The following is a 16485-nucleotide window of genomic DNA, read 5'->3' on the forward strand; positions in this document are numbered from 1 at the left end:
CCGGCCGGGGGGCCACAGCAAAAGTGGGCCGGCGGGGGCTGCGGGGGGGGGGGGGTCGGCTAAACTTATGGGTGGGGGGTGCCCCCGATGCAAATCGGGGCACCCCGCTCCAGGGTTCGCGTGCGCCGGTCAGACCTCGACGACGACGGGAAGGATCATCGGGCGCCGGCGGTAGGTGTCCGAGACCCACTTCCCCACCGAGCGGCGGACGAGCTGCTGGAGTTGGTGCGGCTCCATCACCCCGTCCTGCGCCGACTTGTTGAGCGCGTCCTCGATCTTCGGCACGACGGCGTCGAACGCGGAGTCGTCGATGCCGGATCCGCGGGCCTGGATGTAGGGACCGCCCGTGATCTTGCCGGTGGTGCTGTCGACGACGACGAAGACCGAGATGATGCCCTCGTCGCCGAGGATGCGGCGGTCCTTGAGGGAGGTCTCGGTGACGTCGCCGACCGAGAGCCCGTCGACGTACACGTAACCGGCCTGGACCTTGCCGGCGATCCTGGCCCTGCCGTCGACGAGGTCGACGACGACGCCGTCCTCGGCGATGACGATGTGGTCCTTGGGCACGCCGGTGAGGGCGCCGAGTTCGGCGTTGGCCCTCAGGTGACGCCACTCGCCGTGCACCGGCATCAGGTTCTTCGGCTTGCAGATGTTGTAGAAGTACAGCAGCTCGCCGGCCGAGGCGTGCCCGGAGACGTGGACCTTGGCGTTGCCCTTGTGGACCACATTGGCGCCCCAACGGCTCAGGCCATTGATCACGCGGTAGACCGCGTTCTCGTTGCCCGGGATCAGCGAGGACGCCAGGATCACGGTGTCGCCCTGGACGATCCGGATCTGGTGGTCACGGTTGGCCATCCGGGACAGCGCGGCCATCGGCTCTCCCTGGGACCCTGTGCAGACCAGCACGACCTCGTCGTCGGGCAGGTCGTCGAGGGTCTTGACGTCCACCACCAGGCCCGCGGGGACCTTCAGATAGCCCAGGTCGCGGGCGATGCCCATGTTGCGCACCATCGAGCGCCCGACGAAGGCGACCCGGCGGCCGTACTCGTGGGCGGCGTCGAGGATCTGCTGGATGCGGTGCACATGGCTGGCGAAGCTCGCCACGATGATGCGCTTGTGGGCGTTGGCGAAGACCGTGCGCAGGACGTTGGAGATGTCCCGCTCGGGCGGCACGAAGCCGGGGACCTCCGCGTTGGTCGAGTCGGAGAGCAGCAGGTCGATGCCCTCCTCGCTCAGCCGGGCGAACGCGTGCAGGTCGGTGAGCCGGCCGTCCAGCGGGAGCTGGTCCATCTTGAAGTCACCGGTCGCGACGGCCATCCCCGCAGGGGTGCGGATGGCGACCGCGAGGGCGTCCGGGATGGAGTGGTTGACCGCGACGAACTCGCAGTCGAAGACGCCGATGCGCTCGCGCCTGCCCTCCTCGACCTCGAGGGTGTACGGGCGGATGCGGTGCTCCTGCAGCTTCGCCTCGATCAGCGCGAGGGTCAGCTTGGAACCGATGAGGGGGATGTCCGGCTTCAGGCGCAGCAGATACGGGACACCACCGATGTGGTCCTCGTGGCCGTGCGTCAGGACGATCCCCTCGACCTCGTCGAGACGGTCCCGGATCGTGGTGAAGTCCGGCAGGATCAGGTCGACTCCGGGCTGCTCCTCCTCCGGGAAGAGGACACCGCAGTCGACGATGAGCAGACGGCCGTCGAACTCGAAGACCGTCATGTTGCGGCCGATCTCACCGAGGCCACCGAGCGGGGTGACGCGGAGGCCGCCCTTGGGGAGCTTCGGCGGGGCGCCGAGTTCGGGGTGCGGATGACTCAAAAGACTCTCCTTACCACGCGCGCCACGTACCGCTTGGGCACGTGGCGCGCATGTCATTTCGTGCACTTGCTGTTGTCCGTTGTGTCGCTCTGATGAGTTTTCTTCTTTTATTCAGTTGTGAAGTCCGTGATCAGAGCTCTACCCCGCCGGCGGCGAGATCGATCTTGAGCTGTGCCGTCTCCTGCGTGGTGAGCTCCACCATGGGCAGGCGCAGCGGGCCGCCGGGAAGGCCCTGGAGCGCCAGCGCGGCCTTGGTGGTGATCACACCCTGGGTACGGAACATGCCGGTGAAGACCGGCAGGAGCTTCTGGTGGATCTCCGCGGCCTTCTGGACGTCGCCACCGAGGTACGCCTCGATGAGGGCACGCAGCTCGGGGGTGACGACGTGGCCGACGACGGAGACGAAGCCGACGGCGCCGACGGAGAGGAGCGGCAGGTTCAGCATGTCGTCGCCGGAGTACCAGGCGAGACCGGACCGGGAGATGGCCCAGCTCGCGCGGCCGAGGTCGCCCTTGGCGTCCTTGTTGGCGACGATGCGGGGGTGCTCGGAGAGCCGAACCAACGTCTCCGTCTCGATGGGCACACCGCTGCGTCCGGGGATGTCGTAGAGCATCACCGGCAGTCCGGTGGCGTCCGCGATGGCCGTGAAGTGGCGGAAGAGGCCCTCCTGCGGCGGCTTGTTGTAGTACGGCGTCACCGCGAGCAGGCCGTGCGCGCCGGAGCGTTCGGCCGTGCGGGCGAGTTCGACGCTGTGCCGGGTGTCGTTGGTGCCGATGCCGGCGACGACATGGGCCCGGTCCCCTACCGCTTCCAGGACCGCCCTGACGAGCTGATCTTTCTCCGCGTCGGTGGTGGTCGGGGACTCGCCGGTGGTGCCGTTGATGATCAGGCCGTCGTTGCCTGCGTCCACCAGGTGGGCGGCGAGCCGCTGGGCACCGTCGAGGTCGAGTGCGCCGTCCGCCGTGAAGGGCGTGACCATGGCGGTGAGGACCCTCCCGAAGGGGGTCTGCGGAGTGGAGATCGGAGCCATGGGTAACACGCTACTCGCTGCTCAGGGCCCGTGGACCCCTCGGGGGGACACGCCATAGGAGCCCGACACTGCCTGCTCGGGGGTTCAAGCAGTGCCGGGTCCGTTTGATCAGCCTAGATGAACTTCACGAAACGTCGCAATATGGACACCTCTTACGGGGCAATACGTCCGTTTTTGTTGAAGGCTGCATGGGTGAGCGGCATGAGCCGGGCCCAGTGCTCCTCCATCCGCTGCCCCACCATCTCGATCTCCCGCTGCGGGAAGGAGGGCACCGTCGCCAGCTCGTGCTGGGTGCGCAGACCGAGGAAGTGCATCAGCGAGCGGGCGTTGCACGTGGCGTACATGGAGGAGTACAGGCCGACGGGGAGGACCGAACGGGCGACCTCGCGGGCCACCCCGGCGGCGAGCATCTCCTGGTACGCCTCGTACGCCTGGCGGTAGGAGTCCTCCATGACGCGGCCGGTGAGCTCGTGCTGTGCCCGCGTGCCCTCGACGAACTCGTACTTGCCGGGACGGCCCTGCTGGACGAGCCTGCGCGACTCGTCCGGGACGTAGAAGACCGGCTCCAGCTGCCGGTAACGGCCCGATTCCTCGTTGTACGACCAGCCCACGCGGTGGCGCATGAACTCGCGGAACACGAAGATCGGGGCGCTGATGAAGAAGGTCATCGAGTTGTGCTCGAACGGGCTGCCGTGCCGGTCGCGCATCAGGAAGTTGATGAGCCCCTTGGAGCGCTCGGGGTCCTTGGTGACCTCCTCCAGGGACTGCTCGCCGGCCGTGGAGACACGGGCCGCGAACAGGACGTCGGCGTCACCCGCGGAGTGTTTCACCAGGTCGACGGTGACATCGCTGCGGAAGCTGGGCTTTGCGGGCTCGGGGGTCTCGGTCACCGGCGGGGTCCTTCCAAATCGCGTCGCACGGGCGGCGCCCACTCTACGGGCCGCCACCGACAACGCGGCCCGGAAGGTCCACCCCGGGACTTCTTCGACGAATTCGGCGATTCGGGGCACCAAACCGGCCTGTCGCACGTCTGTCTCATTAACAGCACCGACCACAGAGTTCAAGGAGAGCTTCCTCATGTTCCGCCGGCGTGAGTCCGTCCCGTTCTCGTTCGTGTCCGAGGCCGACCGGTTCCGCAGCAACGTCACTCCGCCCCCGCGGGAGCGCGCCAGCGTCTCCCAGATGGCCGCCCGCTCGCTCGTCGGGCTCACGGTCGTCGCGGGTCTCGTCGGCTCCCTGGTGCTGGGCATGCCCGCCCTGAGCCCGCAGAGCGAGTCGCACCCCCAGCAGACCGAGGCCGCGACCGGCCCCTGAGCGGCCCCGCCCCGTACAGGCCCCCTGGAGTGGTCGGGCCGATGATCTCCTCGATAGCCTCACCGGGCACAGCAATCGAGCGTGCTTGTGAGTGAGGATCAGTCGTGCCCCTGCCCTTCCTGACGGCCGACCGCGCGTTTGACGCGGGCGCTGAGGACGTAGCGCTGCCGTTCGACGACCACGACGGCTGGCGGCGCCCGTACCGCCCCGGGCCCTGGCGGGTCGCGGCCGCGGCCTCCCTGCTGCTGCTCGCGTCGTTCGTCCTCCTCGCGGGGATGATCACCGCGTTCACCGGGGCGATGTCCGGTGCGGCCGTGTGTCTGGGGCTCGCCGCCGCGGTCATCGCCTCCGCCCTGCGACTGCTGCGGATGGGCGCCTGGGTGAGCCGGCACGGGGTGCGCCGAGTGGGCTTGCTCTCGACGAAAACGGTGCCGTGGGACCGGGTCTCGGCGATCCGCACGGTTCAGCAGCCGGTGCGGTGGCTGGGGTTCCCGCGCACGGTGCAGGGTCAGGCGCTGATCGTCGTCCGCCCGGGCGGCGAGGCCGTGGAGCCGCTGTTCACCGACAGCAACGCGGACTTCCTGGGGCGGCCCGAGGCGTTCGACCGCGCCGCCGACACGGTCGAGGTGTGGGGGGACGAGTACCGGCGGGACCGCGAGCCTGTCGGGTGACCTCCGGCCCGGCGGCCACGCCCTGGCACGCCCGCTTCCGGCGTCGCCGGGATGTCCTGGGACGGGGGTCTCCCTGCTCGAACGAAGCCGAGAGCTCGGGGAAGCCGCTGCAAGGACATCCGGGCGTCGTGGAATCGCACGCACCATCGCGTCCGCTTCCCGGTCGGAAGACACCCGACAGGCGCTGAGACGCCTGTTCATCGCTCGGGCCCGGCGGCCGTCCACGGCTGCCGGGCCCGAGCCCGTTCGTCACACCCTTCTCAGGCGCCGGACGGGCGTGATCCGGCGGCCTTCGTGCCCTTGCCCGACTGGGCGGGCGTCGCCCGCGCGTGCAGGGCGATGGCGCGCTGCATGGCCTTCCGGGCCCTGGGGGTGTCCCTGGCGTCCTGATAGGCGACGGCCAGCCGGAACCAGCAGCGCCAGTCGTCCGGGGAGTCCTCCGTCTCCGCGCGGCGCCGGGCGAACACGGCGTCGGCCGAGTCGCGGTCGATGCGGCCGGAGGGGGTGCGGACCAGTTCGTCGACCGGCAGGCCGCCCTCCGCGTCGAGTTCCGCCGCCAGCGCGTTGGCCCGCGCCACGAACCGGGTGTTCTGCCAGAGGAACCAGACCCCGATCACCGGCAGGATGAGCACGGAGACCCCGAAGGCCACCGTCAACGGTGTGCCGTGCTCGATGAGCAGGACGCCACGGCTGCCGACCAGGACGAAGTAGAAGACCAGGACGGCGGCGGTGACGAAGTACGTGATCTTTGCGCGCATGGCGGGGCCCAGTCAGTCCAGGTCGAGGAAGTGTTCCAGGCCGAACGTGAGCCCGGGGACGGTCACCACGCGGCGGACGCCGAGCAGGATGCCCGGCATGAAGCTGCTGTGGTGCAGGGAGTCGTGCCGGATCGTGAGGGTCTCGCCCTCGCCGCCCAGCAGTACCTCCTGGTGGGCGAGGAGGCCACGCAGCCGGACCGCGTGGACCGGGACCCCGTCGACGTCCGCGCCGCGCGCGCCGTCCAGGGCCGTGGTGGTGGCGTCCGGCTGCGGGGCGCAGCCGGCCTTCCGCCGGGCCTCGGCGATCAGCTGGGCGGTGCGGGTCGCGGTGCCCGAGGGAGCGTCGGCCTTGTTCGGGTGGTGCAGCTCGACGACCTCGACGGACTCGAAGTAGCGGGCGGCCTGCTGCGCGAACCTCATCGTGAGGACGGCGCCGATGGAGAAGTTCGGCGCGATGAGCACCCCGGTCTCCGGGGAGCCCTCCAGCCAGGTGCGCAGCTGCGCGAGCCGTTCGTCGGTCCAGCCCGTCGTGCCGACGACGGCGTGGATGCCGTGTCGTACGCAGAAGTCGAGGTTGCCCATCACCGACGCGGGGGTGGTGAGCTCGACGACAGCCTCGGCGCCGGACTCCACGAGGGTCTCCAGCTTGTCGCCGCGGCCCAGGGCGGCCACCAGCTCCATGTCGTCGGCGGCCTCGACGGCTCGTACCGCCTCGGCCCCGATGCGGCCCCTGGCGCCGAGAACGGCCACGCGCAGCTTGCTCATGTGCTCTGCTTCCTTACCGGTTCATGGGGTCTCGTGCTACGAGACCGCTTCTTCGAGGCGGTCGGCCTGCTTGTCCTTGAGCGGGCCGATGACCGAGAGCGAGGGGCGGTGCCCGAGGACCTCGCCCGCGACCGCGCGGATGTCGTCGGGGGTGACCTGTGCCATCCGGTCCAGCATGTCGTCGACCGACATCTGATCGCCCCAGCACAGCTCGCTCTTGCCTATGCGGTTCATCAGCGCGCCGGTGTCCTCCAGGCCGAGGACCGTGGATCCGGAGAGCTGACCTATCGCCCGGCCGATCTCCTCGTCGCTCAGCCCCTCGGACGCTACCCGGTCCAGCTCGTCGCGGCAGATCTTGAGGACGTCGTGCACCTGGCTGGGCCGGCAGCCCGCGTACACGCCGAACAGGCCGCAGTCGGCGAACCCGGAGGTGTAGGAGTAGACGCTGTAGGCGAGGCCGCGCTTCTCCCGTACCTCCTGGAAGAGGCGTGAGCTCATGCCGCCGCCGAGCGCGGTGCTGAGGACTCCGAGGGCCCAGCGGCGCTCGTCGGTGCGGGACAGTCCCGGCATGCCGAGGACGACGTGGGCCTGCTCGGTCCTGCGGTTGAGCAGTTCGACGCGGCCCGCGGTGCGCAGGGTGCGGGAGCCGGTGCGCGGGCCGACCGGGACGGCGTCGGTGCGGGACAGGGCACCGGCGCGTTCGAACGCCTTGCGGACCTGGCGTACGACCGTGGTGTGGTCGATGTTGCCCGCGGCGGCGACGACCAGACGGGTCGGGTCGTAGTGCTTCTTGTAGAAGCGGGCGATACGGCCGCGGTCGAGCGCGTTGATGGTGTCGACGGTGCCGAGGACCGGGCGGCCGAGGGGGGTGTCGCCGAGCAGGGTGTGCGCGAACAGGTCGTGCACGCAGTCGCCCGGGTCGTCCTCCGTCATGGCGATCTCCTCGAGGATGACGCCGCGCTCGGCGTCGACGTCCTCGGGGGTGATCAGCGAGCCGGTCAGCATGTCGCAGACGATGTCGATGGCCAGCGGCAGGTCGGTGTCGAGGACCCGCGCGTAGTAGCAGGTGTACTCCTTCGCCGTGAAGGCGTTCATCTCGCCGCCGACCGCGTCGATGGCGGCGGAGATGTCGAGGGCGCTGCGCCGGGCGGTGCCCTTGAAGAGGAGGTGTTCGAGGTAGTGCGTCGCGCCGTTGAGGGTGGGGGTCTCGTCGCGCGATCCGACGTTGGCCCAGATCCCGAAGGTGGCGGAGCGGACGGTGGGCAGGGTCTCGGTGACGATCCGCAGACCGCCGGGGAGGACGGTGCGGCGGACCGTTCCGACGCCACCGGTGCCCTTGAGAAGCGTTTGGGTACGGGCGACGGCCCGCGCCTTCGAGGAGGCACGGGCCGTCGTCACGGAACTACGGGACGTCACTTGGCGGCGTCGTCCTTCTTCTCGGCGCCCGCGGCAGAGCCGCTGTCGGACTCAGCGCCCTCGATGACCGGGACGAGGGAGAGCTTGCCGCGCGAGTCGATCTCGGCGATCTCCACCTGGACCTTGGTGCCGACACCGAGCACGTCCTCGACGTTCTCCACGCGCTTGCCGCCGGCGAGCTTGCGGATCTGCGAGATGTGCAGCAGGCCGTCCTTGCCGGGCATGAGGGAGACGAACGCACCGAAGGTGGTGGTCTTGACGACCGTGCCCAGGTAGCGCTCGCCGACCTCCGGCATGGTCGGGTTGGCGATCGAGTTGATCGTGGCACGGGCGGCCTCGGCGGCCGGTCCGTCGGCGGCACCGATGTAGATGGTGCCGTCGTCCTCGATCGTGATGTCGGCGCCGGTGTCCTCCTGGATCTGGTTGATCATCTTGCCCTTGGGGCCGATGACCTCACCGATCTTGTCCACCGGGATCTTGACGGTGATGATCCGCGGGGCGTTCGGGGACATCTCGTCCGGGACGTCGATGGCCTCGTTCATCACGTCGAGGATGTGGAGGCGGGCGTCGCGGGCCTGCTTCAGCGCGGCGGCCAGGACCGAGGCAGGGATGCCGTCGAGCTTGGTGTCGAGCTGGAGCGCGGTGACGAACTGGCGCGTACCGGCGACCTTGAAGTCCATGTCGCCGAAGGCGTCCTCCGCACCGAGGATGTCGGTGAGGGCGACGTAGTGGGTCTTGCCGTCGATCTCCTGGGAGATCAGGCCCATGGCGATACCGGCGACGGCGGCCTTGAGCGGCACACCGGCGTTCAGCAGCGACATGGTGGAGGCGCAGACCGAGCCCATGGACGTCGAGCCGTTGGAGCCCAGCGCCTCGGAGACCTGGCGGATCGCGTACGGGAACTCCTCGCGCGACGGCAGCACCGGCACGATGGCGCGCTCGGCGAGCGCACCGTGGCCGATCTCGCGGCGCTTGGGCGAGCCCACGCGGCCGGTCTCGCCGACGGAGTAGGGCGGGAAGTTGTAGTTGTGCATGTAGCGCTTGCGGGTCACCGGGGAGAGGGTGTCCAGCTGCTGCTCCATGCGCAGCATGTTGAGGGTGGTGACGCCCAGGATCTGGGTCTCGCCGCGCTCGAACAGCGCCGAGCCGTGCACCCGCGGGATGGCCTCGACCTCGGCGGCGAGCGTACGGATGTCCGTGACGCCGCGGCCGTCGATGCGGACCTTGTCCTTGATGACGCGCTCGCGGACCAGCTTCTTGGTCAGCGCGCGGTACGCGGCGGAGATCTCCTTCTCGCGGCCCTCGAAGGCCGGGAGGAGCTTCTCGGCGGCGATCTCCTTGACGCGGTCCAGCTCGCTCTCGCGGTCCTGCTTGCCCGCGATGGTGAGCGCCTGGGCCAGCTCGGAGGTCACGGCGTCGGCGAGTGCCGCGTAGACGTCGTCCTGGTAGTCCAGGAAGACCGGGAATTCGCCGGTGGGCTTGGCGGCCTTGGCGGCGAGGTCCGACTGGGCCTTGCAGAGGACCTTGATGAACGGCTTCGCGGCCTCGAGACCGGCGGCGACGACCTCCTCGGTCGGGGCCTCGGCGCCGTCCTTGACGAGCTGGATGGTCTTCTCGGTGGCCTCGGCCTCGACCATCATGATCGCGACGTCGCCGTCCTCCAGGACACGGCCCGCGACGACCATGTCAAAGACGGCGTCCTCCAGCTCGGTGTGCGTCGGGAAGGCGACCCACTGGCCCTTGATCAGGGCGACGCGGGTGCCGCCGACCGGACCGGAGAAGGGCAGGCCGGCGAGCTGCGTGGAGCAGGAGGCGGCGTTGATCGCGACCACGTCGTAGAGGTGGTCGGGGTTGAGCGCCATGACCGTCTCGACGATCTGGACCTCGTTGCGCAGGCCCTTCTTGAAGGAGGGGCGCAGCGGGCGGTCGATCAGGCGGCAGGTGAGGATGGCGTCCTCGGAGGGACGGCCCTCGCGGCGGAAGAAGGAGCCGGGGATCTTGCCGGCGGCGTACTGCCGCTCCTCGACGTCCACCGTCAGGGGGAAGAAGTCGAGCTGGTCCTTGGGCTTCTTGGAAGCGGTGGTGGCCGACAGCACCATGGTGTCGTCGTCCAGGTACGCGACGGCGGAGCCGGCGGCCTGCTTGGCCAGGCGGCCCGTCTCGAAGCGGATGGTGCGGGTGCCGAAGGCGCCGTTGTCGATGACGGCCTCGGCGTAGTGGGTCTCGTTCTCCACTAGCGTTTTCTCCGTTACATGTCGTCTTTTCGTCCCCGCGCCCGTGTGGCGGGGGGACAGTTGCGGAGAAGCGCTCCTTGACGGGCCGGTCTTCGATCGAAGCACCCGGTCGATGGGTCCGGGAGCCACTACCGAGGACCGGCGGCGGGGAGTTTCGCTTCTCGCTCGTCCGCGGGACGTTTCTGCGACCAGGTTACTGAGATCCGGGTCGGCTTGGCATTCCGGCCGTGCGGGTCGGCCCGCCACGACCCGTACATGTGTATGTTCGTACGACTGTACGTACGGCAAAGGGAGCGGTCCCCTCAGTTGCGGGAACCGCTCCCTTCACGGCGTCTTACTTGGCGCCGGCCGCACCGCGACGGATGCCGAGGCGGTCGACCAGCGCACGGAAGCGCTGGATGTCCTTCTTGGCCAGGTACTGCAGCAGGCGGCGGCGCTGGCCGACCAGGATCAGCAGACCACGGCGGGAGTGGTGGTCGTGCTTGTGCGTCTTGAGGTGCTCCGTCAGGTCCGAGATGCGACGGGAGAGCATCGCGACCTGGACCTCGGGGGAACCGGTGTCACCCTCCTTGGTGGCGAACTCGGCCATGATCTGCTTCTTCGTAGCGGCGTCGAGCGACACGCGGTACTCCTCTTCGGTGTTCGAGCGCCCGCGAGTGCCCCTGTCTTGGCACCAGGGGGTCTTCCGTTACTCGGGGGCGAGGGTCCGATGGGCGCTGCTCCCAGGATGTTCCGGGAGCGCGTACACAAACGGCCGTCACACAGCGTACCAGTCCCCTGCGTGAGGGGCGTACGCCGGTGACGGCCGCGGGGCCGCGGGGTCAGCCGGTGAGGGCCCTGGCCCGTACGAAGACGTCCAGGACCGCCAGGCAGAGCGGGACCAGGGAGAGCAGGACGGCCCCCTCCGCCAGGTCGAGCAGGCGCCCCCAGAACGGGGAGAGGCCCTTGCGCGGGATGATCAGGCCGATCGCGGTGAGCAGCGCGGCCCCGGCGGCGACCGCCGCGGAGAGCCAGATCGTACGGATGTCGAGGGAGCTGCGGTCGCCGTAGCGGATCAGGTCGAACAGCAGGTCGACCGGCGGGTTCAGGGAGAGGCCGAGGACCAGCAGGGCGATCGCGCCGATGCCCGCGACCAGGACGCAGGCGACCTGCGAGGTATAGCGGAAGAGGCGGGCGCGCAGCAGCATCGCGAGCCCGGAGGCCAGGGCCAGCAGCTGGCCCCACACGCTGTCGGAGAAGCCGAGGACGGCCGCGCAGCCGACGACGACCGCGGCACAGCCTCCGACGAGGCCGAGCAGCATCTCGTGGCCCCGGCGGGCCTGGGCCGCGATGCGGTCGGCGTCGACGGGGTCGGCGGGGGCGCCGGGTCCGTCCGGGCCGGCGTTCGGGTCGGCGTTCGGGGCGGTGAGACTGTCGTCGTAGCCGCCGGGGGCGGTGTGCGGCGAGGCGTAGCCGATGGGCAGCCGGGCGAAGCGGGCGGAGAGGCCGGGCAGGAAGGCGACGAGTCCGAGGGCGACGGGGGCGCAGACGGCGGCGGTTTCGGTGGCGGTCGCCTCGGTGAGGATCGCGACGAAGGTGGCGAGGGTGCCGACGGTGGCGAGGAACGTCGCCGCGACGAACGGCGCGTCGCCGCTCGGGGTGAGGGCGACCAGGGCGACGGAGGCGACCAGGACGGCGACGCAGCCGAGGAGGAACTGGAGCCTGCCGGGGCCCTGGTCCGCGTCCGGGCCGATGATGCCGGAACCGGCGATGAGCACGAGGGGCAGGGCGCCGAGGCCGAGGGCGACGGCGGTGGCCCGGTCCGCGTAGACCCGGGCACGGACCCCGGCGAACGCGGTGAGCAGGAGCCCGGCCGAGCCGGCGACGACACCGGGCAGTCCGTGCATGTCGTGCCGGACCGGGTCGGCGAACCAGAGCACGAAGCCCATCAGGACGAGCAGGAGCACGCCGCCGACCAGCCCCGCGCCGCGCAGCAGGTCGTCGCTCCACAGGTGGCGGTCGCGGGTGACGGCCGAGGCGACGGCGTCCGAGACGTCGTCGAAGACGGCGGGCGGCAGGGACTGGGCGAAGGGGCGCAGACTGAGAAGTTCGCCGTCGAGGACCTGCTGGGCGGCGAGGGTGCGCGCGCCGTCGAGGACCGTGCCGTCGCGGCGTACGAGGTGGTATCCGGCGGGCGCGCCGGTCGGCTGGCTCTGGCCGGTGAGGCGCAGGATCTCCGGGTAGACGTCGGCGACGGCGATGTCCTCCGGCAGGGCCACATCGATCCGGCTGTCGGGCGCCACGACTGTCACGCGGCAGAATCCCGTCGCTGCGGTCGAACTCACGTGTCTGGTCCCCCTGATTCGCGGTTGCGCACAGTGCGCGCGCCACCCTACCGGCAGGGGTCCAGGTGGTCTGCACGTAGGATCACCGTCACGCGGAGGGACGTCCGCGAGCAGGGGGAGCCACGGGGGGCTTCGGTGCGCATCCGGCCTTCCGCCCGTCCGTACCGAGGGATTGGTGTTTCGGTGAGCCAGATCGTCGTGAAGCGACCTCCGCGTGCCCTGCCACCGGAAGTCCCCATGGACGAGTTGACGTTGGAGGCCCCTCCCGAACTGCCCCGCGGGCAGCAGGAGGGGATGCTGATGCAGATCCTGCCGGTGCTCGGCATGGGGTCGTCGGTGGTGTTCTTCTTCTCGCCCCAGGCCCCTCCGTTCATGCGGATCATGGGCGTGCTGATGCTCGTCTCGACGGTCGGCATGGTGGTCGCCCAGTTGGTCCGGTATCGCCGGGGTACGCAGGGGCAAATGGCAGATGTCCGGCGCGACTACCTCAAGTACCTGGCGCAGACCCGGCGTACGGTGCGCCGGACGGCGCGCGCGCAGCGGGACGCGCAGCTGTATCTGCAGCCCGCTCCGGAGCAGTTGTGGTCGGTGGTCGCCGAGGGCAGCCGGGTGTGGGAACGGCGCGCCGGGGACAAGGACTTCGGGCAGGTGCGGCTCGGTCTGGGCGCGCAGCAGCTGGCCACCCCGCTGGTAGCGCCGGACACGGCTCCGGTGGACGAGCTGGAGCCGATGTGCGCGGGGGCGATGCAGCGGTTCCTGGCCGTGCACGGGTCGCTGGACGGTCTTCCGATGGCCGTGTCGATGCGGGCGTTCTACCACGTGACGGTCTCCGGGCAGCCGGAGGCGGCGCGGGCGGCGGCGCGGGCGCTGGTCGCGCAGCTGGTGACGCTGCACTCCCCCGAGGACCTGGTGGTCGCGGTGGTGGCGGCGCGGGGCGCGGTGGAGCACTGGGACTGGACGAAGTGGCTGCCGCACGCGCAGGTGCCGGCGCAGGTCGACGGGGCTGGTACGAAGCGGCTGTTCGGGGACGATCTGGGCGAGCTGGAGCAGTTGCTGGCGGGCCGGCTGGAGGGCCGGCCGCGGTTCGGCCGGGACAACCAGCCGCTGCTGGACCAGCCGCACGTCGTGGTGGTGCTGGACGGCGGGATCGTGCCGCCGGACTCGCTGTTCGCGGCGGCCGAGGGCCTGCAGGGGGTGACGATCGTCGAGGTGGTGCCCGGCGAGCTCGACGAGCCGCGCGGTGGTCTCTCGGTGGTGGTGCGGCCGGGGCTGCTGCGGCTGGAGTCGGGCACGGGGATGGTCTACGAGGGGATGCCGGACGGCCTCTCGCTGCCCGCGGCCGAGGCGCTGGCCCGGCAGCTGGCGCCGCTGCGGATGGGCGGGGGCGACGACGACGAACCGTTGCTGGCCAACCTGGACTTCACGGATCTGCTGAACCTGGGCGACGCGGCCTCGGTCGACGTGGCGCGGACCTGGCGGCCGAGGTCGGTCGCCGAGCGGCTGCGGGTGCCGATCGGGGTCGGCGAGGACGGCCAGCCGGTGATGCTGGACCTGAAGGAGGCCGCGCAGGAAGGCATGGGCCCGCACGGGCTGTGTGTCGGCGCCACGGGTTCCGGGAAGTCGGAGCTGCTGCGGACGCTGGTGCTGGGGCTCGCGGTCACGCACTCCTCGGAGACGCTGAACTTCGTGCTCGCGGACTTCAAGGGCGGTGCGACGTTCGCCGGGATGTCGCAGATGCCGCACGTGGCGGCCGTCATCACCAACCTGGCGGACGACCTGACACTGGTCGACCGCATGGGGGACGCGATCCGCGGTGAGCTGCAGCGCCGTCAGGAGCTGCTGCGGTCGGCGGGCAACTACGCGAACATCCACGACTACGAGAAGGCGCGGGCGGCGGGCGCGGCGCTGGAGCCGCTGGCCTCGCTGGTGCTGGTGATCGACGAGTTCTCCGAACTCCTCACCGCCAAGCCCGATTTCATCGACATGTTCATCCAGATCGGGCGCATCGGGCGTTCGCTGGGTGTGCATCTGCTGCTCGCCTCGCAGCGTCTGGAGGAGGGCAGGCTGCGGGGTCTGGACACGTATCTCTCGTACCGGATCGGTCTGCGGACGTTCTCGGCGGCGGAGTCGCGGACGGCGCTGGGCGTGCCGGACGCGTACCACCTGCCGTCGGTGCCCGGCTCGGGGTATCTGAAGTTCGGCACGGACGAGATGACCCGGTTCAAGGCGGCGTACGTGTCGGGGACGTACCGTACGGGCGGTCCCGACCTGTCGGTGGGCGCGCTGCCGATCGAGCGGCGGGCCGCGGTGTTCAGTGCGCTGCCGGTGCCGGTGGTGTACGCGGCGCCCGACCCGGCGCATCTGGTGGCGGCTCGGGCCGAGGCGGAGGACGACGCGCTGGCGGACACGGTGCTGGACGTGATCGTGCGCCGGCTGGAGGGTCAGGGGGTGCCCGCCCACCAGGTGTGGCTGCCGCCGCTGGACCGGGCGCCGGCGCTGGACCAGTTGCTGCCGGGTCTCGCGCCGACCGCCGAGCGCGGGTTCACGGCGACGGAGTACACGCGTCCCGGCGGGCTGACCGTTCCGCTCGGGCTCATCGACAAGCCCTTCGAGCAGCGGCGCGAGGTGCTGTACACGGACTTCTCGGGGGCGGCGGGCCACATGATGGTGGTCGGCGGACCGCAGTCCGGGAAGTCGACGCTGCTGCGGACGCTCGTCTCGTCGTTCGCGCTCACCCACACCCCGCACGAAGTGCAGTTCTACGGGCTGGACTTCGGTGGTGGCGGTCTCGCCTCGCTGGCGGAGCTGCCGCATGTCGGCGGGGTGGCGTCCCGGCTGGATCCGGAGCGGGTGCGGCGTACGGTCGCCGAGGTCGTCGGGGTGCTGAACCGGCGCGAGGAGTTCTTCCGCGCCCATTCCATCGACTCGATCGCCACCTACCGGCGCAAGCGCGCCCTCGGTGAACTGCCCGGCGAGGCGTGGGGCGACGTGTTCCTGCTCGTCGACGGCTGGGGCGGTTTCCGGTCCGAGTACGAGCTGCTGGAGCAGACGGTCACCGACATCGCCTCGCGCGGTCTCGGCTACGGCATCCACGTCGTCATCACGGCCGCCCGCTACATGGAGGTGCGGGCCGCGCTGAAGGACCAGATCCTCGGCCGGCTGGAGCTGCGGCTGGGTGACGTGATGGACTCCGAGTTCGACCGGAAGGTGGCGGCCAACGTGCCCGCCGGGGTGCCGGGCCGGGGTCAGGTGCCGCAGAAGCTGCACTTCATGGGCGGGCTGCCGCGCATCGACTCCTCCAGCGACGCCTCGGACCTCTCGGAGGGCACGGCGGCGTTCGTGTCGGCCGTGAAGTCGAACTGGTCGGGTCCGTCGGCACCGGCCGTACGGCTGCTGCCGCGCAAGCTGCCCGCGGACCATCTGCCGAAGGGCTTCGAGTTCCCGCAGCAGGGTGTCGCCTTCGGTATCGACGAGACCGCTCTGGAGCCGGTGTTCGTCGACTTCGAGACCGATCCGTTCTTCCTCGTCTTCGGGGAGAGCGAGTCGGGGAAGACCAATCTGCTGCGGCTGCTGGCGAAGCAGATCTCGGAGCGCTACTCCCCCGACGAGGCGAAGCTCGTCGTCGGCGACTACCGGCGCGGGCTGCTGGGCGCGCTGCCGGAGAGCCATCTGCTGGAGTACGCGCCGATGGCGAGCTCGATGCAGATGCACATGGAGGCGCTGGCCGGGGTGTTCGCGCGCCGGCAGCCGCCGACGGACGTCACGCCGCAGCAGTTGCGGGACCGCAGCTGGTGGAGCGGTCCGCAGATCTTCATCATCGTCGACGACTACGACCTGGTGGCGACCAGCTCGGGCAACCCGCTGGCCCCCCTGACGGAGTACTTGCCGTTCGCCCGGGACACCGGCGTCCGTTTCATCATCGCGCGCAACTCGGCGGGGGCCTCCCGGGCCATGTACGAGACGTTCATGCAGCGCGTCAAGGAGCTGGGCGCGCAGGGCGTGGTGCTGTCGGGCGACCCGTCCGAGGGCGACCTGATCGGCTCGGTGCGCGGTCACGCGATGCCTCCGGGGCGCGGCTACTTCGTCTCGCGGCGCCGGGGCAACCCGCTGGTGCAGATCGGGCGGCTGCCGGAACAGCGCTGACGGTGCGGGGGCCGA

12 protein-coding genes are annotated in these 16485 nt (G+C 70.4%); 3 read left to right on the forward strand and 9 right to left on the reverse strand.

Annotation, left to right across the window (positions count from 1 at the left end; genetic code table 11):
* Window positions 1-129: 129 nt before the first annotated feature.
* The 3 genes from ACFYXM_RS09045 to thyX all read right to left on the reverse strand — a co-directional run bounded on the left by ACFYXM_RS09045 (window position 130) and on the right by thyX (window position 3735).
* Window positions 130-1815, reverse strand: a complete 1686-nt coding sequence (locus tag ACFYXM_RS09045; RefSeq protein ID WP_389288308.1) for a ribonuclease J — start codon at window positions 1813-1815, stop codon at window positions 130-132.
* Between the two features lie 130 nt (window positions 1816-1945).
* A complete protein-coding gene (gene dapA / locus ACFYXM_RS09050) occupies window positions 1946-2845 on the reverse strand; it encodes a 4-hydroxy-tetrahydrodipicolinate synthase (RefSeq protein ID WP_389288310.1) in 900 nt (299 codons plus the stop codon).
* A gap of 152 nt (window positions 2846-2997) precedes the next feature.
* Entirely contained in the window at window positions 2998-3735 is a 738-nt protein-coding gene (gene thyX, locus ACFYXM_RS09055; RefSeq protein ID WP_389288312.1) for an FAD-dependent thymidylate synthase, read from the reverse strand.
* Window positions 3736-3922: 187 nt separating this feature from the next.
* Between thyX and ACFYXM_RS09060 the strand changes: the two genes are divergently transcribed.
* Both ACFYXM_RS09060 and ACFYXM_RS09065 read left to right on the forward strand, forming a co-directional pair.
* A complete protein-coding gene (locus tag ACFYXM_RS09060) occupies window positions 3923-4159 on the forward strand; it encodes a hypothetical protein (protein ID WP_389288314.1) in 237 nt (78 codons plus the stop codon).
* A gap of 104 nt (window positions 4160-4263) precedes the next feature.
* Window positions 4264-4830: a hypothetical protein gene (locus ACFYXM_RS09065; RefSeq protein WP_389288316.1), complete on the forward strand. Its 567-nt coding sequence runs from the start codon at window positions 4264-4266 to the stop codon at window positions 4828-4830.
* Between the two features lie 260 nt (window positions 4831-5090).
* On the opposite strand, the gene ACFYXM_RS09070 is transcribed toward ACFYXM_RS09065, so the two are convergent.
* From ACFYXM_RS09070 to eccD, 6 genes are all read right to left on the reverse strand, one after another.
* Window positions 5091-5588 carry a hypothetical protein gene (locus tag ACFYXM_RS09070; protein WP_389288318.1) on the reverse strand — a complete coding sequence of 166 codons (498 nt, stop codon included), beginning with the start codon at window positions 5586-5588 and terminating at the stop codon, window positions 5091-5093.
* A 12-nt stretch (window positions 5589-5600) separates the two neighbouring features.
* The gene (gene dapB, locus ACFYXM_RS09075; protein WP_389288320.1) at window positions 5601-6353 is read right to left on the reverse strand and encodes a 4-hydroxy-tetrahydrodipicolinate reductase; all 753 of its coding nucleotides are present in this window, start codon (window positions 6351-6353) and stop codon (window positions 5601-5603) included.
* A gap of 36 nt (window positions 6354-6389) precedes the next feature.
* The gene (locus ACFYXM_RS09080) at window positions 6390-7769 is read right to left on the reverse strand and encodes a M16 family metallopeptidase (RefSeq protein WP_389288322.1); all 1380 of its coding nucleotides are present in this window, start codon (window positions 7767-7769) and stop codon (window positions 6390-6392) included.
* Window positions 7766-10003 (reverse strand): polyribonucleotide nucleotidyltransferase, encoded by a 2238-nt coding sequence (locus ACFYXM_RS09085; RefSeq protein ID WP_389288324.1) that lies wholly within the window; start codon window positions 10001-10003, stop codon window positions 7766-7768. The genes ACFYXM_RS09080 and ACFYXM_RS09085 overlap by 4 nt, the downstream gene beginning before the upstream one ends.
* 334 nt (window positions 10004-10337) lie before the next feature.
* Entirely contained in the window at window positions 10338-10625 is a 288-nt protein-coding gene (rpsO, locus tag ACFYXM_RS09090; protein ID WP_073791486.1) for a 30S ribosomal protein S15, read from the reverse strand.
* A 199-nt stretch (window positions 10626-10824) separates the two neighbouring features.
* Window positions 10825-12327 carry a type VII secretion integral membrane protein EccD gene (gene eccD, locus ACFYXM_RS09095; RefSeq protein ID WP_389288327.1) on the reverse strand — a complete coding sequence of 501 codons (1503 nt, stop codon included), beginning with the start codon at window positions 12325-12327 and terminating at the stop codon, window positions 10825-10827.
* 183 nt (window positions 12328-12510) lie between these two features.
* Between eccD and eccCa the strand changes: the two genes are divergently transcribed.
* Window positions 12511-16470, forward strand: coding sequence for a type VII secretion protein EccCa (eccCa, locus tag ACFYXM_RS09100; RefSeq protein ID WP_389288329.1), 3960 nt, complete (start codon window positions 12511-12513; stop codon window positions 16468-16470).
* Window positions 16471-16485: the final 15 nt, after the last annotated feature.

Source organism: Streptomyces sp. NPDC002476, from assembly GCF_042889785.1.
In the GTDB taxonomy this organism is placed as follows: Bacteria; Actinomycetota; Actinomycetes; order Streptomycetales; family Streptomycetaceae; genus Streptomyces.

What these genes read in the sequence shown, in the direction of transcription:
- dapA (WP_389288310.1), bottom strand. Translation starts at nt 2,845, where the DNA reads ATGGCTCCGATCTCCACTCCGCAGACCCCCTTCGGGAGGGTCCTCACC.
- ACFYXM_RS09060 (WP_389288314.1), top strand. Translation starts at nt 3,923, where the DNA reads ATGTTCCGCCGGCGTGAGTCCGTCCCGTTCTCGTTCGTGTCCGAGGCC.
- ACFYXM_RS09070 (WP_389288318.1), bottom strand. Translation starts at nt 5,588, where the DNA reads ATGCGCGCAAAGATCACGTACTTCGTCACCGCCGCCGTCCTGGTCTTC.
- dapB (WP_389288320.1), bottom strand. Translation starts at nt 6,353, where the DNA reads ATGAGCAAGCTGCGCGTGGCCGTTCTCGGCGCCAGGGGCCGCATCGGG.